Origin of the sequence: Acidocella sp. KAb 2-4 (assembly GCF_020567705.1) — a bacterium.
Taxonomy (GTDB): Bacteria; Pseudomonadota; Alphaproteobacteria; order Acetobacterales; family Acetobacteraceae; genus Acidocella.
Genome location: NZ_JAJDJU010000008.1, coordinates 53,476 through 73,534, shown reverse-complemented (window position 1 = coordinate 73,534; position 20,059 = coordinate 53,476). Strand labels below are relative to the sequence as shown.

The 20,059-nt window shown below is 66.2% G+C and carries 19 protein-coding genes and 1 riboswitch; of the genes, 9 read left to right on the top strand and 10 right to left on the bottom strand.

What is annotated here, in order from left to right; all coding sequences use genetic code 11:
• Nucleotide 1: 1 nt before the first annotated feature.
• From LI953_RS07430 to LI953_RS07410, 5 genes are all read right to left on the bottom strand, one after another.
• Nucleotides 2-391 (bottom strand): proton-translocating transhydrogenase family protein, encoded by a 390-nt coding sequence (locus LI953_RS07430; protein WP_227075409.1) that lies wholly within the window; start codon nt 389-391, stop codon nt 2-4.
• A gap of 15 nt (nt 392-406) precedes the next feature.
• The gene (locus LI953_RS07425) at nt 407-1,543 is read right to left on the bottom strand and encodes a Re/Si-specific NAD(P)(+) transhydrogenase subunit alpha (RefSeq protein WP_227075408.1); all 1,137 of its coding nucleotides are present in this window, start codon (nt 1,541-1,543) and stop codon (nt 407-409) included.
• 211 nt (nt 1,544-1,754) lie between these two features.
• A complete protein-coding gene (locus LI953_RS07420) occupies nt 1,755-2,456 on the bottom strand; it encodes a class I SAM-dependent methyltransferase (protein WP_227075407.1) in 702 nt (233 codons plus the stop codon).
• A gap of 28 nt (nt 2,457-2,484) precedes the next feature.
• Nucleotides 2,485-3,837: an AarF/ABC1/UbiB kinase family protein gene (locus LI953_RS07415; RefSeq protein WP_227075406.1), complete on the bottom strand. Its 1,353-nt coding sequence runs from the start codon at nt 3,835-3,837 to the stop codon at nt 2,485-2,487.
• The gene (locus LI953_RS07410) at nt 3,837-5,648 is read right to left on the bottom strand and encodes a M3 family oligoendopeptidase (protein ID WP_227075405.1); all 1,812 of its coding nucleotides are present in this window, start codon (nt 5,646-5,648) and stop codon (nt 3,837-3,839) included. The genes LI953_RS07415 and LI953_RS07410 overlap by 1 nt, the downstream gene beginning before the upstream one ends.
• A 108-nt stretch (nt 5,649-5,756) precedes the next feature.
• Between LI953_RS07410 and LI953_RS07405 the strand changes: the two genes are divergently transcribed.
• The gene (locus tag LI953_RS07405; RefSeq protein ID WP_227075404.1) at nt 5,757-7,319 is read left to right on the top strand and encodes an APC family permease; all 1,563 of its coding nucleotides are present in this window, start codon (nt 5,757-5,759) and stop codon (nt 7,317-7,319) included.
• Nucleotides 7,320-7,322: 3 nt separating this feature from the next.
• On the opposite strand, the gene LI953_RS07400 is transcribed toward LI953_RS07405, so the two are convergent.
• Complete coding sequence (locus LI953_RS07400) at nt 7,323-7,583, bottom strand: DUF2312 domain-containing protein (protein WP_227075403.1); 261 nt, start codon at nt 7,581-7,583, stop codon at nt 7,323-7,325.
• Nucleotides 7,584-7,699: 116 nt separating this feature from the next.
• On the opposite strand from LI953_RS07400, the gene LI953_RS07395 reads away from it, so the two are divergent.
• The 3 genes from LI953_RS07395 (at nt 7,700) to LI953_RS07385 (ending at nt 10,988) form a co-directional block, all read left to right on the top strand.
• Complete coding sequence (locus LI953_RS07395) at nt 7,700-8,815, top strand: glycerate kinase (protein ID WP_227075402.1); 1,116 nt, start codon at nt 7,700-7,702, stop codon at nt 8,813-8,815.
• Nucleotides 8,816-8,822: 7 nt separating this feature from the next.
• Nucleotides 8,823-10,247, top strand: coding sequence for a pyruvate kinase (pyk, locus tag LI953_RS07390; protein ID WP_227075401.1), 1,425 nt, complete (start codon nt 8,823-8,825; stop codon nt 10,245-10,247).
• Between the two features lie 150 nt (nt 10,248-10,397).
• On the top strand, nt 10,398-10,988 hold the full coding sequence (locus LI953_RS07385) for a hypothetical protein (protein ID WP_227075400.1): 591 nt from the start codon (nt 10,398-10,400) through the stop codon (nt 10,986-10,988).
• 27 nt (nt 10,989-11,015) lie between these two features.
• On the opposite strand, the gene LI953_RS07380 is transcribed toward LI953_RS07385, so the two are convergent.
• Both LI953_RS07380 and LI953_RS07375 read right to left on the bottom strand, forming a co-directional pair.
• On the bottom strand, nt 11,016-12,383 hold the full coding sequence (locus tag LI953_RS07380; RefSeq protein ID WP_227075399.1) for a glutamate--cysteine ligase: 1,368 nt from the start codon (nt 12,381-12,383) through the stop codon (nt 11,016-11,018).
• A gap of 15 nt (nt 12,384-12,398) precedes the next feature.
• On the bottom strand, nt 12,399-13,103 hold the full coding sequence (locus tag LI953_RS07375; protein WP_227075398.1) for a 16S rRNA (uracil(1498)-N(3))-methyltransferase: 705 nt from the start codon (nt 13,101-13,103) through the stop codon (nt 12,399-12,401).
• A 19-nt stretch (nt 13,104-13,122) separates the two neighbouring features.
• Here LI953_RS07375 and ubiA point away from each other — a divergent pair, with 19 nt between their 5' ends.
• From ubiA to LI953_RS07355, 4 genes are all read left to right on the top strand, one after another.
• On the top strand, nt 13,123-14,022 hold the full coding sequence (ubiA, locus tag LI953_RS07370) for a 4-hydroxybenzoate octaprenyltransferase (RefSeq protein ID WP_227075397.1): 900 nt from the start codon (nt 13,123-13,125) through the stop codon (nt 14,020-14,022).
• Between the two features lie 40 nt (nt 14,023-14,062).
• Nucleotides 14,063-14,160, top strand: a riboswitch (TPP riboswitch).
• A complete protein-coding gene (locus LI953_RS07365) occupies nt 14,150-15,100 on the top strand; it encodes an ABC transporter substrate-binding protein (protein ID WP_227075396.1) in 951 nt (316 codons plus the stop codon). (Overlaps the previous riboswitch by 11 nt.)
• Nucleotide 15,101: 1 nt before the next feature.
• The gene (locus LI953_RS07360; RefSeq protein ID WP_227075395.1) at nt 15,102-15,833 is read left to right on the top strand and encodes an ABC transporter ATP-binding protein; all 732 of its coding nucleotides are present in this window, start codon (nt 15,102-15,104) and stop codon (nt 15,831-15,833) included.
• Nucleotides 15,833-16,564, top strand: coding sequence for an ABC transporter permease (locus LI953_RS07355; protein WP_227075469.1), 732 nt, complete (start codon nt 15,833-15,835; stop codon nt 16,562-16,564). Before LI953_RS07360 ends, LI953_RS07355 begins: the two co-directional genes overlap by 1 nt.
• Nucleotides 16,565-16,619: 55 nt before the next feature.
• On the opposite strand, the gene LI953_RS07350 is transcribed toward LI953_RS07355, so the two are convergent.
• A complete protein-coding gene (locus tag LI953_RS07350; RefSeq protein ID WP_227075394.1) occupies nt 16,620-17,657 on the bottom strand; it encodes an OmpA family protein in 1,038 nt (345 codons plus the stop codon).
• A gap of 167 nt (nt 17,658-17,824) precedes the next feature.
• Nucleotides 17,825-18,928 carry an OmpA family protein gene (locus LI953_RS07345; RefSeq protein ID WP_227075393.1) on the bottom strand — a complete coding sequence of 368 codons (1,104 nt, stop codon included), beginning with the start codon at nt 18,926-18,928 and terminating at the stop codon, nt 17,825-17,827.
• Nucleotides 18,929-19,171: 243 nt separating this feature from the next.
• Between LI953_RS07345 and LI953_RS07340 the strand changes: the two genes are divergently transcribed.
• Nucleotides 19,172-19,744 (top strand): fasciclin domain-containing protein, encoded by a 573-nt coding sequence (locus LI953_RS07340; RefSeq protein ID WP_227075392.1) that lies wholly within the window; start codon nt 19,172-19,174, stop codon nt 19,742-19,744.
• Nucleotides 19,745-20,059 lie beyond the last annotated feature (315 nt).

Below are 20,059 nucleotides of genomic sequence, written 5' to 3'. Positions count from 1 at the left end.
CTTACTTCTTCTTGAACATGGCGAGCATGCGGTTGGTCACCGCGAAGCCGCCAAAGATGTTGACGCTGACCAGCACGACGGCGAGGAAGCCGAACAGATGCGCGACAAAGCTGCCCTGCAGGCCGGTAGCCAGCATGGCGCCGACGATGATCACCGAGGAGATGGCGTTGGTCACGGCCATCAGCGGCGAATGCAGCGCCGGGGTGACGCTCCACACCACATAATAGCCGACGAAGATGGCCAGCACGAAGATGCTGAACAGATACACGAAGGGGGCGGCGGGCGGCGCGTTCTGCGCGGCGATGGCGGCCACCCCGGCGGCGTTTTGCGCCAGCACGGAAGCCTGGTGGGCGAGGTCAGCCGCCTGGGCGGCCAAATCTGCGGGTGTCATGTTTCGCTTCCTCCGTTACGACGCGGCGGGCTTGAAATTCGGGTGGACGATCTCGCCGCCCCGGGTGAGCAGCGCGCCCTTGATCAGGTCATCCTCGGGCTTCAGGTTCGGCGCCTGCGCGTCCTTGTCCCAGAAGGTGGTGAGGAAGGTGAGTAGGTTGCGGGCGTAGAGTGCGCTCGCCGCCACCGCGATGCGGGCCGGCCAGTTGCGGTGGCCAAGAATGGTCACGCCATTGGCGGTGGTGATCACCTCGCCCGGTACGGTCTCGGCGCAATTACCGCCCGCCTCCGCCGCGAGGTCGATGATGATCGAGCCGGGCTTCATCGCCGCCACCATCTCGGAGGTGACAATGACCGGCGCCTTGCGGCCCTGCACCAGCGCGGTGCAGATCACGATGTCGTTCTTGGCGACGGTGGCTGTCATCAGTTCCGCCTGCTTCTTGCGGAACTCCTCGGACATTTGCCCGGCATAGGGGCCGGTCTGCTTCGCGGATTCCTCGTCATCGACGCCCACATACGCGGCGCCGAGGGATTTGATCTCCTCCTTGGCGGCGGGGCGGACATCGGTGGCGGAAACAATGCCGCCGAGGCGGCGGGCGGTGGCGATGGCCTGCAAGCCGGCCACGCCAGCGCCGACCACGAACACGCGCGCGGGCGGCACGGTGCCAGCGGCGGTCATCATCAGCGGGAAGCCGCGCGGGAAGGCGTTGGCGGCCTCGACCACGGCGCGGTAACCGGCGAGATTCGCCTGGGAGGAAAGCACGTCCATGCTCTGCGCGCGGGTGATGCGCGGCAGCAATTCCAGGCCCACGGCGTCGATCTTGGCGGCGGCCAGGGCCGGGGCGAGCGTCGCGTCCGACGCCGCGCCGAGCGTGGCGACCAGCAGTGTGCCGGGCGCAATGAGCGCGCGCACCGAATCCTCGGGCGCGTTCACGGCGAAGAGAATGCCCGCTCCGGCCAGCGCCGCCGCGGCATCGGCCACGATCTCGGCGCCCGCGGCCGCGAACTCCTCATCCAGAATCGCCGCACTCACGCCCGCGCCAGCCTCCACGGCCACCGTGAGGCCCAGGGCGATGAGCTTCTTAACCGTGTCAGGCGTTGCCGCGACGCGAGCTTCGCCCGGCCGACGTTCCTTCAATACCGCGAGACGCATCTACCGATCCCTTAGTTATATCCCGTTAAGCGCGAGCATGAGCGAGGCCGGACAATTATTCAAGACTTTCCCGAGCCCCCGGACATACCGCCCGCACCGCAGCATTCAGCAAAAACCGCGAAACCCCGCAAGCGCAATGGTCAATTTTTTTACTCTATTTTTTTTATAAAATCGAAAATTTAATGCAATTTCGGGATAGATGCGGACGGACTCAGGTTATTAGGACAGCAACATGACCCTTTTCGGCCGAGACACCTATATATTGATAGCTCAACCCCGTGCTGGCGATGAACTCCTGAAACGCCTTGTACTCATGCGCCCGCCAGCCCGGATAATTGAAGTATTCGTCGAACAGGATGACCGTACCCGGGACAATCCGCTCGCGCAGGATGGTAAGGATTGTGACTGTACTCGAATAGATATCACAATCGACATGAATGAACGCCGCCAGGCCGGGGGTGGCGGCGGTGAAGGCGGGCAGCGTGGTGTCGAACCAGCCGGGATGCAGCGTGACATTACCCGGCACTTTGGGTAGCCGGCCGCGCTGCGTGAAGGCGCCAGCCTGTTCGCGTGTGCCGCTCCATGCCTCGGGCAGGCCGCCGAAACTGTCGAACCCATGCACTTGGCGGGTGGTCAGCCCGGCGAGATGACGCAGCGACGCGCCCTTGGCGACGCCGAATTCCAGCACGAGCCCCTCTTTAGGCGCCTGGGCGAGTGCGAATTTCATCAAGGCGTCACGGTCGGCGAGCACCATCGCCTCGGGCATACTGGCGATGATGTACTCCACCGCCTCTTTCTTGGCGTGCAGGCGCAGATCCAGCCAGAGGTCGTTGACGTAGATCGAGTGCAGCACCTTGCGATAGGCGCGCGCGATCAGCCCCTCGCGCAAGAAGCCCCGCTTCAGAATGGCCATGATTTATCCTCCCTGTGTCGCCCCGCGCCTATTTAGCCTGCGGCACGCCCGCGGCAAGCAGGGCCTGCTGCTGGCGCGCGGCCAGGGCGGCCTCGTCGAACCCGCCGATCGTCTCCTCGAATAGCCGTGCCCAGTTCAGCTCCGCGCCCAGGCGCAGGAACACGGCGCCGAGGCCAATCGCCGAACGGTCCATGAGCACGAATTCACGCGGCGGGCGCACGCCGCCGGTGCGCTGCAGCCCGGCATGCACGCGCTGCGCCACCTCGCGCCCGAAATCGGTGCCGCCGCCTTCCTGGATCGGGCGCACGCGGTCGTCGATGAGCGGGCCGTAGAGGAAATTCGCCCAGTCGTTCAGCACTTCGATCTGCTCGTCGGTAATGCCGCGGAAGCCCCAGATGTCGTAGGCGCGCTTGGCGCGGGCGTTGTCCTTGTCGCGCACGGCGGCATAGAGCTCCAGCACCCCGGCCACGAATTTGGCGTCGAACACGCGGATCGAGCCGTAATCGAGCAGGTTCAACCCGCCCGCCTCGTTCACCTGGTAATTGCCCAGATGCGGATCGCCATGGATGATGCCGTAGCGGTAGAACGGAATGTACCAGGCGCGGAACAGCGCGGTGGCGAGCGCGTTGCGCTGTTCCTGGGTCGGGTTCTGCGCCATCCAGCTCTTGAAGCCCTGGCCGCGCAGCCAGCTCATGGTGAGCAGGCGCTTGGTCGAGTAGCCCTCCACCGGCACTGGCACGTTCACATCCGGCACGTCCTTGAGCATGATGCCATAGAGGCGCATCTGCGCGGCCTCGCGCGTGTAGTCCAGCTCCTCGCGCAGGCGCTCGCACAGCTCGACATAGATCTCGTCCTGGATGATTGCGTTATCCATGCGCTTATACAGCGCCATGGCCAGCTTCACCTGGCGCAGATCGGCTTCCACTACCGTCGGCATGTCGGGGTATTGCAGCTTCACCGCCACTTCGCGCCCATCGGGCAGCTCGGCGCGGTGCACCTGCCCCAGGCTGGCCGCAGCCAGGGCCTCGTGGCTGAAGCTCTTGAACTTCTTCTCCCAATCCGCCCCCAACTCGCTGGCCATGCGCCGGCGCACGAAGGCCCAGCCCATTGGCGGCGCGTTGGCCTGAAGCTCGGCCAGCTGCGCGGCGTATTCGGGCGGCAGCGCATCCGGCACCGTGGACAGGAATTGCGCAACCTTCATCATCGGCCCCTTGAGATTGCCGAGCAGGGCTTTCAGATCCTCGGCATGGCGGGCCTGGTCGGTCTTGATGCCAAAGACCTTCTCGCCCGCGATGCGCGCGGCAATGCCCCCCACCGCGCCCGAGGTGCGCGCCATGCGCCGCACCTCGCCGAACAGGCTGCTGCCATGATCCTCGGCCATCAGACGGCCAACTCATCGATAAAGCTAGAGATCACGTCGAGCCCCTTGGTCCAGAATTGCGGATCGGCCGCGTTGAGCCCGAACGGCGCCAGCAGCTCCTGGTGGCGCTTGGTGCCGCCCGCTGCCAGCATCTCGCGGTATTTCGCCACGAAACCGGGCTTGTCGGCGCTTTCCTGATACACAGCGTAGAGCGCGTTCACCAGGCAATCGCCGAAGGCATAGGCGTACACATAAAACGGCGTGTGGATGAAATGCGGCACATAAGCCCAGAACAGCCGGTATTCCTCGGTGAAGTTGAAGACCGGGCCGAGGCTCTCGCGCTGCACGCCGAGCCAGATCTCACCGATGCGCTCGGGCAGCAGCTCGCCGTGGCGGCGCTCCTCATGCACCTGGCGCTCAAACTCGTAGAAGGCGATCTGCCGGACCACGGTGTTCAGCATGTCCTCCACCTTGCCCGCGAGCATGATTCGCCGCCGCGCCGGGTCGGTCTCGGCGTTCAGCAAAGCGCGGAAGGTGAGCATCTCGCCGAACACGCTGGCAGTCTCGGCCAGGGTGAGCGGAGTGCCGGACATCAGATAGCCCCGCGGCGCGGCGAGGCATTGATGCGCGCCATGGCCGAGCTCATGCGCCAGCGTCATCACGTCGCGCGTGCGGCCGTGATAATTCATCAGCACGTAAGGATGCGCCGAAGGCACGGTGGGATGCGCGAAGGCGCCGCCGGATTTGCCCTCGCGCGGGGCAGCGTCGATCCAGTTCTTATCGAAGAAGGGCTGGATGGTGGCGGCGAGCTCGGGGCTGAACGCGCCGTAGGCGTCCAGCACCAGGGCCTTGGCCTGCGCCCAGGAGATGGCGCGGTCGGCATCGCCGGGCAGCGGGGCGTTGCGGTCCCAATGCTCGAGTTTTTCCAGCCCCAGCCATTTCGCCTTCAGCGCGTAATAGCGGTGCGAGAGCCGCCCGTAGGAGGATTTCACCGCGCTCACCAGCGCCTGCACCACCTCGTCCTCGACCATGTTGGCGCGGTTGCGGAACGAGGTCGGCGCCGGGTAGTGGCGCCATTCGTCGTCGATCTGCTTATCCTTGGCCAGGGTGTTGGTGACGAGCGAGAACAGTTTCTCATGCCGCGCCATGGCCGCGCCCACGGCCTTGCCCGCCGCCTCGCGCACCGCGCGCTCGGGCGCGGAAAGCTTGTTCAGCGCCGCCGAGAGGGTCAGCTCCTCGCCCCCCACATTCACCCGCAGCGCGGCGGTGGTTTCGTCGAAGAGCCGGCTCCAGGCGGCATGACCGGTCACGTCCTTCTCCAGCAGCAGCTTCTCCACCTCATCAGAAAGCTGATGCGGCAGGAACACGCGCAGATCGCGGAGCCAGGGGGCGTAATGTGCCAAAGCGGGATCGCGCAGCTTCTCGGCCAGCGCGCCGTCGCCGAGGCGGTTCAGCTCCAGCGTGAAAAACAGTGTGTGCGTGCTGATAGCGGTGACGCGCTCGGAGATCGTCTGGTAAAACTTGCCCTTAGCCGGGTTCGAGGAATCGGCCGCGAAGAGAAGCTGGGCATAGGAGGAGAGCTTGCCCATCGCCTCCTGCAACGCCTCGTACGCGCGCAGCGCGACGGCGAGCGCGGCGCCTGAAAGCGCGTCCAGCTTGCCGGCATATTGCCCAGCGAAGGCCTCGGCCCGGCGCTGCGTGGCCACGAGATCGGCCTCGATGCGCGGGTCCTCCGGGCTGTCGTACAGATCGCGCAGATCCCAGTCCGGCAGGGTGCCGGGGGCGTCTCCCGCCAAGCCTTCGGGGTGGCGCGCCATCTTCGTGTCGATCATGTTCGAACCGCTCCTTTTATCCTGGCCACAGATGTAGGCCGAACCGCGCCGAGGTCAAACCGCCCCGCGAGGTTGGCAGCCCGGCGCAAACCCCATAGTGCTGAGGGCATGACGAGCACGACATTACGCCGAGAGGCCGGCCCCATCGGCCTGTTATTCGCCAGCATTGGCGGCATGGTTGGCTCAGGCTGGCTGTTCGGGGCGCTGAACGCGGCGAAAATCGCCGGGCCGGCGGCGGTGTTCGCCTGGGTCATTGGCGGGGTGGCGGTGCTGCTGCTCGCCTTCGTCTATGCCGAACTCTCCACCATGTTCCCGCGTCCGGGCGCGGTGATCCTGTTTCCGCAGCTCTGCTTTGGCGATCTCGCGGCGCAGATCATGAGCTGGGTGAATTTTCTCGCCTATGTCGCGGTGGCGCCGGTCGAGGCCGTGGCCGTGGTCTCCTACGCCGCCAATATGTGGCCCGGCCTGGCGCGCGAGGACGTGCTCACCGGCGCTGGGCTGGGGGCGGCGGTGGCGCTGATGGTGCTGTTTCTCGTCGTCAACCTCTTCGCCATCCGCGCCGTGCTGGCGGTGAACAACGCCATCACCTGGTGGAAGCTGGCTGTGCCCGGCGCGACCGTGGCGGCGCTGCTGCTGGTGCATTTCCGGGTGCAGAATTTCACCGCGCATGGTTTCGCCCCGGCGGGGCTTGGCGGGGTGTTTGGCGCGGTATCGGGCTCGGGGATCATCTTCACCTATCTCGGCTTCCGCCAGGCCATCGAACTGGCGGGCGAATCCAGCAATCCGGGCCGCAACCTGCCCTTCGCCATTCTCGGCTCGGTGCTGTTCTGCATCCTGCTTTATGCCGGGCTGCAACTCGCCTTCATCGGCGCGCTGCCCAGCGCAGCGCTGGCGCAAGGCTGGGCGGGGCTGAACTTCACCGGCATTTCCGGCCCGTTCGCCGGGCTGGCCGCGGCGCTGGGGCTGCCCTGGCTGGCGGCCGCGCTATATGCCGACGCCGCGATCTCCCCCAGCGGCACGGGCATCATCTACAACACCACGGCGGCGCGGGTGATTTATGCCAGCGCCCATGGCGGGCTGCTACCGCGCCCGCTCGCCAGGCTCTCGCGCCAGGGCGTGCCGCTGGCCAGCCTGGCCCTCGCCTTCGCCGCCGGGTTGGTGTTTTTGCTGCCGCTGCCCTCCTGGCGGCAGCTCGTCACCTATCTCTCCTCGATCGGGGTGCTGGCCTATGGGATCGGGCCGGTGGTGCTCAGCTGTTTCCGCACCACCCTGCCCGAGGCAGGCTATCCCCGCCCCTTCCGCCTCGCCGCCGCGCAAGCCATGGCGCCGGCGGCGTTCATCGTCGGCAATCTGGTGGTGTTCTGGGCCGGGGCGGCGGTCGCCAACCATGTGTTCGGCGGGCTGCTGGCCGCGTTTATCGTCTATTGTGGCTGGCAACTCGCCACGCGGCGCACGCTCGGGCATCTGCACTGGCGCGGGGCGGCATGGCTGGCGCCCTATTTCGGCGGGCTCTGGCTGATCACCGATCTCGGCCCGCTGCAGGGGCTGGGCTGGCTCGGCCAGGGCGGCGGCGTGGTGGCCATCGCCCTGTTCAGCCTCGCCGTGCTGGCGCTGGCGCGGCGCTGTGCCCTGCCCGACCCGCAGGCGGCCAAGGCGCGCTACGGCCAGTAGCCCTTACATGCCGATCGCGCGGCGGTAGATGTCGAGCAGCGTCTCCTGCTCCTCAACCTCCGCCGGCTCCTGCTTGCGGATGCGGATGAGCTGGCGGATCACCTTCACGTCGAACCCGGCGGATTTCGCCTCGGAGAAGATGTCCTTGATATCGTTGGCCAGGGCCTTGCGCTCCTCCTCCAGCCGCTCGATGCGCTCGATGATACTGCGCAGACGCTCACCGGCAATATTGGTGGGCTTTTCCTCGGTGACGGCCTGGGACATTCGCTAACGCTCCTGCTATGAAGGAGCGCCGGGATAATGCGTCGCCTCGGGCGGCGTCAATGCCCCCTCGCGGCGCGCGGGTTGCCGTGGCGCTGCGGCTGGCTGATAGTGTGGGCATGGAAGATTCGAGGGTCGAATTTTTAAAACGCGTGTTCGGCGCGGCATTAGCCGCCGCCAGCCCGGCGCTGTGTATGCCCGCGCATCTGCCGCCGCCAGGGCCGGGGCGGAATATCGTCATCGGCGCGGGCAAGGCCGCTGCCGCCATGGCCGCCGCCGTGGAAACCGCCTGGGGCGATGCCGATTATACCGGCCTCGTCGTCACCCGTTATGGCCATACGGTGCCCACGACGCGCATCCGCGTGCTGGAAGCCGCACATCCGGTGCCGGATGCCGCCAGCGAGGCGGCGGCGCGGGAGATTTTGGCCGCCGTGCGCGGACTGACGCCGCGTGACCAGGTGGTGGCGCTGATCTCGGGCGGCGCCTCCTCCCTGCTCGCCCTGCCCGCTCCGGGGCTGACCCTGGCCGACAAGATTTTGGTCAACAAGGCGCTGCTCGCCTCCGGCGCACCGATCGCCACGATGAACCGCATCCGCAAGGCGCTCTCGGGCATCAAGGGCGGCAAGCTCGCTGCCGCCTGTGCCCCGGCCCGGCTCGTCACCCTGGCGATTTCCGACGTGCCGGGCGATGATCCCGCGATCATCGGCTCTGGCCCGACCTGGGTGGAAGGGGCGGATTACAGGCTGGTCGCCACCCCGCGCATGGCCCTGGCGGCGGCGGCGCGGGCGGCGGATATGCCCACCGAGATCCTGGGCTACGCGCTGGAGGGCGAAGCCGCCGCGCTCGGCCGCGCCCATGCCGCCTTGGCGCTGCGCACCGGCGGGCCGAAACTGCTGCTCTCGGGCGGCGAGACCACCGTGACGATCGGCGCCGGCCCCGCCGGGCGCGGCGGGCGCAACATGGAATACCTGCTCAGCTTGGCGCTGGCGCTGAACGGGGCGGCCAATATCTGGGCGCTGGCCGGGGATTCCGACGGCATTGACGGCACCGAGGACGCGGCCGGCGCGGTGATCGGGCCGGACACCCTGCCCCGCGCCGCCGCGCTGGGCCTGAACGCCGCCGATTTCCTCGCCCGGCATGACAGCTACAGCTTCTTCCAGGCCCTGGGCGACCTTGTGATCACCGGGCCGAGCCTGACCAATGTCAACGATATCCGTGCCATACTCATCACATGAGGACGCCATGACCGAACGCCTGCGCCGCCACCGCCGCACCAAGATCATCGCCACGCTCGGCCCCGCCAGCTCCACGCCGGAGATGATCGCGCAGCTCTTCCAGGCTGGGGCGGATGTATTCCGGCTGAACTTCTCGCATGGCGCGCATGAGGACCATGCCCGGCGGATCGAGATGATCCGCACCGTGGAGCATAAATTCCGCCGCCCGATCGGCATCCTCGCCGATGTGCAGGGGCCGAAGCTGCGCATCGGCACCTTCCAGTCCAGCCGAGTGCAGTTGCAGGCCGGGCAGCATTTCATCCTCGACCGCAACATGGCCGCCGGGGATACGCGCCGCGTCTGCCTGCCGCATCCGGAAATCCACGACGCGGCGGAAATCGGCACCACGCTGCTGCTCGATGACGGCAAGCTGCGCCTGCGCGTACTGCACAAGCGCGGCGACCATCTGCTGACCGAGGTGCTGAATTCGGGCGTGCTCTCCGACCGCAAGGGCGTGAACGTGCCGGATGTGGTGCTGCCGATCCCGGCGCTCACGGCCAAGGACCGCGCAGATCTCGACTTCGCGCTGCCGCTGGGGATCGACTATATCGGCCTCTCCTTCGTGCAGCGGCCCGAGGACGTGGCCGAGACCAAGGCCCTGGCCGCCGGGCGCGCCGCCGTGATGGCGAAGCTGGAGAAGCCCCAGGCGCTGGATAATCTCGACGCCATTCTCGACCTGGCTGACGCCGTGATGGTGGCGCGCGGGGATCTCGGCGTGGAGTTGCCGCCCGAGGAAGTGCCGATCGCGCAGAAGCGCATCATCCGCGCCGCCCAGCTGCGCGGCAAACCCGTGGTGGTGGCCACCCAAATGCTGGAAAGCATGATCTCCGCCCCCGCCCCCACCCGCGCCGAAGCCTCGGACGTGGCGACCGCCGTGTTTGACGGCGCCGACGCGGTGATGCTCTCGGCCGAGAGCGCCGCCGGGCAATATCCGCGCGAGGCGGTGAACATGATGGATCGCATCGTGACACGGGTGGAACGCGACGAGGATTGGCGCCTGGCGCTGGATGCCAAACGCCCGGCGCCGGAGAAATCCTCACCCGACGCGATCGCCGCCGCCGCGGTGCAGGTGGCGCATACGATCGGGGCGCAGGCGATCGTGGCGCTCACCGAGTCGGGTGCCACGGCGCTGCGCGTGGCGCGCGAGCGGCCCGACTGCCCGGTGCTGGGCCTGACCACCAGCCTCGCCGTGGCGCGGCGGCTGGCGGCGGTTTGGGGGGTGCATGCCATCACCACCCAGGCCAGCCATTCAATGACCCAGGCGGTGGAACAGGCCCGCCAGCAAGCGCGGCTGGAGGGTTTCGCCGGCAAGGGCGAGGAGATCGTGGTGGTGGCGGGCGTGCCATTTGGCCAGGCCGGCACCACCAACGCGCTCAGGGTGGCCCGGATCTAGCTGGATTACAAATTCGCAGCCCAGCCGGGAATCCTTTAATTTCATATTTCTAACGGCACGCGTTGGGTGGTTTTCCGCCTTGGCGCGACGCCGTTTTGTTTGTATCTAATCGAGTATAATTCAGGCTTCCGTTACTTTAAGGATCGACCATTGCGAACCCCGTCTTCGGCCATTCTGCGCGGCACGGCTCTGCTGAGCCTCGGACTCACCGCTCTCCTCGTCACGGGCTGCGCCAACCATGCGCCCAAGACGGCCTATGCGCCGCCTCCCGCGCCGTCTGGCCATCTTTATCCGGTGGCGGTGGATGTGCCGCCCCCGGTGTCGCCGAAGATCCGCTTCACCGCCTCGCAATCCGAGCAGGTGCAGCAAGCGTTCAATGTGATCGGGCTGAAATCGGCGCTGATGGTCGCCGCCCTGACCTGCGGCGAGCAGGACCAGTATGACGCCTTCATGCACAGCTTCCAGCCGCATGTGCTGGCGGCGCAGCACACGATGGATTCCTATTTCCACAAGGCCAGCGGCCGCTATAGCGGGCAGAAGATGGAGGATGAATTCGTCACCCAGCTCGCCAACAACCAGACCATGGCAGGCATGGCGCAGGGTTCAGCCTTCTGCCTGAACAATCAGGCCGAGTTCAAGGCCGTGCTGGCGCTGCGCTCGTCCGATGATCTCGACCATTTCGTGACCAATCAGCCCCCGGCCCAGGCCGCGCAGGTGGCGAGCAACGCGCCGGTGCAATAAGCCCCGGCTGAGCGCCGGGGCCGCCGCTCAAAACGCGGCCTCGGCGAAAATCTTCCGCACATCCCCGCCCCAGGCGCCGTGATAGCGGGCGAGCCAATGCTCGGCCTGGGTTGGGCCACCGGCCGCGATATCCTGCAATGGCGCCAGGTAAATGCGCTCATCCTCACCGGCCGCATTGCGGCGCGCCCGTGCGCGCAGACCATCGGCGCTGATCGCCACCACCTCGCGCGCCAGGTCGCGCAGCGTGCCCGTGCCAAATTTGGTGGCCACACCGCCCACCGGTACCGCAGCGCGCATCGCCAGAATATCGGCATAAGAAAATTGGCGGATGAGCGCCGCCGCCGCGTCCAGCGCCGCCTGATCGTAGAAAATCCCCGTCCACAGCGCCGATTGCGCCAGCATCATCTCCGGCCGGCCGGAATCGGCGCCGCGTGTCTCGATGTATTTCTTCAGCCGCGCATCGGGGAAGGCGGTGGTCGCGTGATCGGCGAAATCGCCCATGGTGGCGCGCGCACCGGGCAGCGCGGCGAGCCTGCCCGCCATGAAATCGCGGAACGAGGCGCCGGTGGCGTCGTAATACGTGCCATCGCGGTAGACGAAATACATCGGCACATCGAGCAGCCAGTTGGCATAGGCTTCGAAGCCGAAGCCATCCTCGAAGATGCAGGCGGGGATGCCGGAGCGGCGGTTATCCGTGTCCGTCCAGGCCAGGGCGCGGTTGGAGAGGTAGCCATTCGGCCGCCCCTCGCAGAAGGGCGAGTTGGCGAACAGCGCCGTGGCCAGAGGCTGCAACGCCGAGGCCACCCGCATCTTCTTCACCATGTCGGCCTCGGAGGCGAAATCAAGGTTCACCTGCACGGTGCAGGTGCGGAACATCATATCCAGCCCGCGCGTGCCGACCTTGGGCATATAGTCGCGCATCAGCTTGTAGCGGCCCTTGGGCATCATCGGCATCTCGGCCCGCGTCGCCAGCGGGTGGAAGCCCAACGGCGCGAAGCCCAGCCCCAACCCTGGCGCGGCATCGTGCAGCCGGGCGATATGCGTGTCCAGCTCCGCCTTGGTCGCGTGCAGATCCGCCAGCGGCGCACCGGAAAGCTCAAACTGCCCGCCAGGCTCCAGCGACAGCGACGCGGCCTCGCCCTTCAGCCCGATGATGTTGTCATGGTCGAGGATCGGCGCCCAGTTTTCCCGCGCCTGCACCGCGCGCAGCAGCGCACCGATACCACCCGGCTCTTCGTAGCTCGGCGGCATCAGGTCGGCCAGGTGGAAGCCAAACGCCTCGTGTTCCGTGCCGATCTGGAAGGCATCCGCCGGCTTGCAGCCGGATTCCAGATAGGCGGCAAGGTCGCGCACATCCTCGACGATCCGCGAATCGGCGTCTCCGGGGTTGGACAAGCTTTTACTCCCTGTTCAGGGTTGGGCTGCGAGGAGCAGCGCCAACCCGGCAATGGCGGCGGTTTCGGCCCGCAGGATGCGGGCTCCCAGGGACACGCGCGATACCTGGGGTGTGCGAGCGATAGCTTCAAGTTCCGCCTCGGTAAAGCCGCCCTCGGGGCCGATGAGCAGCGCCGACGGCTCCGCCGCCGGACCGAGCAGCGCGCTGGTGCGGCGCTCATCCGCGACGAAGAGCGGGCGGGCGGGCCAGTGCGCGATCAGCTTGGGCAGCGCCACCGGCGGGCGGATTTCCGGCACCGCCAGACGCTCGCATTGTTCCGCCGCCTCAATGGCGATGGCGCGCAGCCGGTCGAGATTCACATGGTCGGCATTGGTGCGCGCGGTGATCACCGGCTGGATCACGGCAGCGCCCAGCTCCGTCGCCTTCTCCACCACGAGATCGGTCTTGGCGCGCTTGAGCAGGGCGAAGCACAGCCAGGCATCGGGCTCAGGAGCTTGCGGGCGGGTTTGCGCAGTGAGCGTCAAGACCACCGCCTTGCGTGAAACTTTGGCGACACTAGCGCGCCATTCGCCGCTGGCGCCATCGAACACGCGCAGCGTATCGCCCGGCCCGGCGCGCATGACGTTGGCCAGATAATGCGATTGCGCCTCGGAGAGGGCGAGTTCAGCCCCGGCCGCCAGCGGCCCGGGCACGTAAAGGCGAATTGACGCGGCACTCATGCGGGGGTGAATAGCACCCATGAGCGGATTCACCGATATACGTCTTTCCGGCTGGGTGGCGCATGTGCCCCCGGCCCTGCGCCCCTACATCCTGCTGGCCCGGCTGGACCGCCCAATTGGCGTGTGGCTGCTCTTCCTGCCGGGGCTGTGGGCGATCTGTCTCGGCGCGCGCGGCGTGTGGCAGGGGCTGTGGCTGGCGCTGCTATTCGCTCTGGGCGCGGTGGTGATGCGCGGCGCGGGCTGCGTGGTGAATGATCTGTGGGACCGCGACCTGGACGCCAAGGTGGAGCGCACGCGCGGGCGCCCGCTGGCTTCGGGCGCGGTGAGCGTGACGCAGGCGCTACTGTTCCTGGCCCTGCTCTGCCTGATCGGTCTGGCGATCCTGCTACTGCTCGACCGCACGGCGGAGCTGCTGGGCGTGGCCTCGCTGCTGCTGGTGGCGCTCTATCCGGCGGCCAAGCGAGTGACGTGGTGGCCGCAGGTGATGCTGGGCTTCACCTTTGGCTGGGGCGCGCCGATGGGTTACGCCGCCGCCGCCGGGCATCTCGGATGGCCAGCGCTGCCGCTTTATGCCGGGACCATTCTGTGGATCCTGGCCTATGACACCATCTACGCGCATCAGGACCGCGAAGACGACTCGATGGTGGGGGTGAAATCCACCGCGCGGCTGTTCGGAGCGCGCACGCGCGAGATGGCGGCGGTTTGCTATAGCGGCACGCTGCTGCTGCTGCTGCTCGCCATGGCCGCGGCCGGGCTGCATTTCTGGGGCTATGTGCTTATGCTGCTCCCCGCCGGGCTGCTGGCGTGGCAGGTAATCACGCTGGACATCGATAATCAGGCCCGCTGCCTCGCCTTGTTCAAGCTCAACCGCGAGGTCGGGCTGGCGGTGGCGCTGGCGATGCTCGTCGGGCGGCTCTGAGCGGGAGCGCTTGACGGCGGAAGAACATTCCGCAACACAATCGGCGTATCCGGGGTGCCCGCGCGGTGCGGGCTGAGATCATACCCGTTGAACCTGTCTGGGTAATGCCAGCGAAGGGAGCGATGCCATGCAACGCCGCCAATTTATCTCGTCCGCCGCCGCCACTCTGGCGGCCCCCGCCATTGCCCGCGCCAGCGCCGGGCAGAGCTTCACGCTGATCCTGGATTGGTTCATCAATCCGGACCACGCGCCGCTCTTCGCCGCGAAATATTGCGGCGCCTTCGCCCGCGCCGGGCTGGATGTAAAACTGATCGCCCCCACCGACCCCGACCTGCCGCCCCGGCTGGTCGCCGCCGGGCAGGCCGATGCCTGCCTGAGCTACCAGCCACAGCTCTACCTGTTGGTGGACCAGGGCCTGCCCCTACGCCGCACCGGCACGCTGATCGACAAGCCGCTGAACACGCTGACCGCGCTGAAGGAAAGCGGCATCAGCAAAATCGCCGATCTCACGGGCCGCAAGATCGGCTACTCGGTGGCCGGAGTGGAGACCGTGCTGATCGGCACCATGCTGAAATCCGCCGGGCTGACGCTGGCCGATGTGACGCTGGTGAACGTGAACTTCAACCTCGTCACCGCCCTGCAAGCGCGCGAGGTCGACGCCGTGATCGGGACCTTCCGCACCTATGAAGATATTCAGCTCGCCCAAGCGGGGCTGAATCCGGTGATCTTCCGCCCCGAGGATTACGGCGTGCCGATGTCGGACGAGTTGATCCTGCTTTCGCGCACAGCGGAGCTGAAGGATCCGGCGCTGGCGCGCTTCCTGGCGGCGCTGCGTGCGGGCGCGGCGGCACTGCGGGCCGAGCCGGAGAAGATGCTGGCGCTGTTCCTGAAGGATAATCCCAGCCTCAACGACAAGCTGGACCTCGCTTCCTGGCACGCGCTGCCGCCCTATTTCGCGGCTGATCCGGCGGCGCTGGATACGGCGCGCTACACCACCTATCGCGACTTCATGCGCCAGGCCGGGCTGATCAAGCAGGCCCTGCCGCTCGATGCCTACGCGGTGCAGATCGCCATATAAAATGACCCCGCCCGGCATCGTCATCGCGGGCCTCGGGCTGCGTTTCGCCGGGGAGAGCCTGTTCGAGGACCTCAACCTCACGCTGCCGGCCGGGGAATTCTCGGTGCTGCTGGGCCCGAGCGGCGTGGGTAAGACCAGCCTGCTGCGCATCATCGCCGGGCTGGAGGCGCCCTCGGCTGGCCAGGTGTGCGCGGATGACGGCGCGCCGCTGGCCGGTCGCGTGGCCTATATGGCGCAGCAGGATCTGCTGCTACCCTGGGCCGAGGCACGGGAAAATGTGATGCTCGGCGCGGCGCTGCGGGGAGAGACTCGCGATCGCGCCCGGGCCGAGGCGCTGTTGCATAGCGTCGGGCTGTCGCACCGGCTGCGCGCCCTGCCCGCCACACTCTCGGGCGGCGAGCGCCAGCGCGTGGCCCTGGCCCGCACGCTGTATGAAAACCGGCCAGTGGTGCTGATGGACGAACCGTTCTCGGCGCTGGATGCGATCAGCCGGGCGCGGATCCAGGATTTGGCGGCGGAGTTGCTGGGCGGGCGCACAGTGTTGCTGATCACGCATGATCCGCTGGAGGCCTGCCGCTTGGGGCATCATCTCTGGGTGCTGGCGGGCAGCCCCGCCGCGCTGGGGCCGCCGCTCACGGTGCCGGGCACGCCGCCGCGCGCCCCGGATGACGATGCGATGCTGCACAGGCAGGGCGAGCTGCTGCGCCGGTTGACCGGGCTGAGGCCCGCGTGATGCGTCCACTGGTGACGCTGGCCGGGTTCCTGGCGCTGTGGTGGGGCATCTCAGCCTATGGCACGATCCCGCCTTACATGCTGCCCAGCCCGCAGGCCGTGGGCGCGGCGCTGTGGACGCAGCGCGCCTATCTCGCCGCCAATGCGGGGGTGACGCTGGCGGAAATCGGGCTGGGGCTGGCGGGCGGGGCGCTGCTGGGCGCGCTCGCGGCGCTGGCGGTGGCGGCCTCGCCGCTGCTGCAGCGCTGGCTGCTGCCGGTGCTAGTGCTCAGCCAGGCGATTCCGGTTTTCGCCCTGGCCCCGCTGGCAGTGCTGTGGCTGGGCTTCGGCCTCGCCTCGAAGGTGGCGATGGCGATGCTGGTGATCTTCTTCCCCGTCACCGCGAATTTTCTCGACGGCCTGCGCCGCACCGAGCCGGGCTGGCTGGATCTGGCACGCACGATGAACGCGAAACCTCTGCATGTGCTGCTGCGCCTGCGCCTGCCCGCAGCGCTGCCCGCACTGGCCTCGGGGCTGCGCGTGGCGGCAGCGGTGGCGCCGATCGGGGCGATTCTGGGCGAATGGGTCGGCGCGTCCTCGGGGCTGGGTTACGTGATGCTGAACGCCAATGCGCGCATCGAGCCGGATCTGATGTTCGCGGCGCTGGTGTTGCTGATGGTAATTGCCATCTCGCTTTATGTCGGCATCGACCGGATCTTGCGCCGCCTGCTGCGCTGGGCGCCGGGCGGGTAACAAAAAACCCCGGCCTTTTGGGCCGGGGTTCGTGTTTTGGACGATCGCGTGCCGCTTAGTGCAGCACGATTTCGACGCGGCGGTTCTGCGGCTCGCGCACATTCGGGCCGGTCGGCACCAGCAGGTGCGTCTCGCCATAGGCGTGGATCTCGATCTCGGAGGCCGGGACGCCATCGGTGACCAACTGCGCAGCGACAGCCTTGGCGCGGCGCTCGGACAGGCCCTGGTTGTACACGGCGGTGCCCGAGGTGTCGGTGTAGCCCGAGACATCCAGCGTGGTGACGTTCTGGGTCTTGGAGTCGGAGGCCGCCTGGGCGATGATCTGCGTCGCGCGCGGGGTCAGATTGTACTTATCCCAGTCGAAGAACACCAGATACGTCTTGGCCGGAGCCGGGGCCGGAGCCGCCACCGGGGCCGGCGCGGGCGCCGGAGCCGGGGCCGCGACCGGGGCGTTGAACAGCTGATAGCGCAGACCGAGCAGGAAGGTGTTGTCAGACTGCTGACCGACCTTCACGTTACCATACTTGTGGCTTTCGACCAGCTGCATGAAGCGGTACTCGGCGGTGGCGGACAGACCCGGCACCATCGGCAGCGGATAGGACACGCCAGCGATCAGATTATAGGCGAAGCTGCCCGCGGCGCCGCCAACGGAGACGCCGCTGGAGGTCACGTGCCGGGAAAGCTGCTGCCACTGGTAGCCAACGCCAGCGCCGACATAGGGGAAGATCGGAAGGCCGGCGTTAATATCATAAAGGGCATCAACCATCGGGCCGTAGGTGTTCACGCCACCGGTTGCGCGCATATGCCCCACGCCGTTGACATCCACTTCATGCGCGGTGTTGCGGTAGTAGTTGCCGCTCAGTTCAACGCGGAGCCCATTGCCAAAGCCATAACCGATCGCGGCGAGGCCTGCATATGACGGGCGGGTCAGCAGCTTGCCGCTATAAGCCGTGCCTTCCCCATCGGCGTTCACCGGGCTGGCAAGGTTGGTGCCGAGGCCGAGGCTGACATAGGGGCCGGTGACCGGCTGGGCATGCGCGACGAGCGGCAGGGCCAGGCAGGTCGCGGCGGCGAGGGCGATACGAAGCTTCATTGCAGTCTCCTTACAACAACAGGCGGCAACCTACTGGCGAAGACTACATTTTTCTACCCCTCCCCCAGGCTTGGCGGAAGGTTTTGGCGAGGTGTGGCATTTATGCCGCGCCGCAAAAACCCCGGCCTTTTGGGCCGGGGTTCGTGTTTTGAGCGAGACTGCGCGGCTTAGTGCAGCACGATCTCGACGCGGCGGTTCTGCGGCTCACGCACATTCGGACCAGTCGGCACCAGCAGATGCGTCTCGCCATAGGCGTGGATCTCGATCTCGGAGGCCGGGACGCCATCGGTGACCAACTGCGCGGCCACCGCCTTCGCACGGCGCTCGGACAGGCCCTGGTTGTACACGGCGGTGCCCGAGGTGTCGGTGTAGCCGGACACGTCCAGCGTGGTGACGTTCTGGGTCTTCGAGTCGGAGGCGGCCTGAGCGATGATCTGCGTCGCGCGCGGGGTCAGGTTGTACTTATCCCAGTCGAAGAACACGAGGTAGGTCTTGGCCGGGGCCGGAGCCGGAGCCGCCATCGGGGCCGGAGCGGGCGCCGGAGCCGGGGCCGCCGCAGGGGCGTTGAACAGCTGATAGCGCAGGCCGAGTAGGAAGGAGTGGCTGGACACCTGCCCGATATGGAACGGATTCTCGGCGCCACCAACCGGCGGTACCGGACCGCAGCAAGAAGCATAGTAGTTGCGGCTCTGTACCTGCTGCTTGAAACGGTATTCGGCGGTGAGCGATAGCCCCGGGACCATCGGCAGCGGGTAAGACAGACCCGCGATCAGATCATAGGCAAAGCTGCCCCGGGTGCCACTGATGTAGTCGCCCCAGAACGAACCATCATATAAACGCTTATTATAGCCCATCCATTGGTAGCCAACGCCAGCGCCGACATATGGGAAAACAGGCAAACCAACATTCATATCATACAATACGTTGACCATCGGGCCGTAAGTATCGACACCCCCAAAGTCACGACCATGGTAACTGCCGCCAAAGTAATCTTCAGTTGCAGAGTGCACCGTATTGCGTTCGAAATTACCGTCCAGCTCTACGCGGAAACCGTTGCCGAACCCGTAACCCACACCTGCAACCCCCGCGTAAGAGGGGCGGGTATTGTAACGACCAGACGGCCCCTGACCATGCGTGTACAAGAAGGGGACCGAGCTCTGGATGCTGGTGCCGGCCTCCAGGCTGACATACGGGCCGGTGACGGGCTGAGCCTGGGCCATCAACGGCAGGGCCATGCAGGTCGCGGCGGCGAGGGCGAGACGGAGTTTCATGTACGGTTTCTTCCTTGGTAATCTCAGTTGAGAGTTCCTGTATGAAAATCATGTAACCTACTCATAAACTGGAAAATACCCTTTTCGGGGGCCGTGGCGACAAATTGCTCCACCTGTCACATTTTAGGCACACCCCCTCGCCGGGAAATATTTGGCGCCGGGGCCATCCAAGCGGGCGGCGGCTGCGTATCTCCTGCATCCCACGACGCTTCGCGGGCAGTGACAATAAAGAGGAGTGTATCCATGCAAACCAAGCATCTTCGCGCGCTGATGGCGGCTGCCGTGTTCTCGGCCATGCCGATGAGCGGGTTCGCGCAGAGCATGATGTCCGGCACCGACCCGATGGTGGGCGGGGCGGCGATGTATCCGTCGCGCAACATCATTCAAAACGCCGTGAACTCGAAAGACCACACCACGCTGGTGGCGGCGGTGAAGGCCGCCGGGCTGGTGCAGACGCTGGAGGGCCCCGGGCCGTTCACCGTGTTCGCGCCGACCAACGAGGCCTTCGCCGCGCTGCCCGCGGGCACGGTGGATACGCTGCTGAAACCCGAGAACAAGGCGGAGCTGACGAAGATTCTGACCTATCACGTGGTGGCGGGCAACTACACCACCACGAAGCTGAAGGCGCTGATCGCGGCGCATAACGGGATTGCCATGCTGCCGACCGTGGCTGGGCCGGACCTGACCTTCACCCTGGCCAGCAATGGCGGCGTGAACGTGGCCGATGACAAGGGGAATATCGCGAACATCACGGTCGCGGATGTGAACCAGTCGAACGGCGAGATTCAGGTCGTCAATAAAGTGTTGATGCCGTAATTTGGCAGGATGGGGCGACGCGCTGCGTCGCCCCGCAGTCTATGTTCCTGATGACATAGACAGGAAGCACGCTTCGAATTTTCGAAATTCAAAAAACGAGAACGAAAAGAGAAAAATCTCGCAACTCAATGCGGCCTAACTTATTTTGATAAAACAATTTTATGGCGGCCAATTCATGGGCCGGACATGGCCGACTTCCAGCCAAAGAATAAATAAGTTGAAAATACCTTTACCCTTCAGAAAAAAGGGCTCTTTGCCGCAGAAATTTCGTATCATCTCCGTGGTTTTATCGGAAGATCTTTATTTTGATAAAGA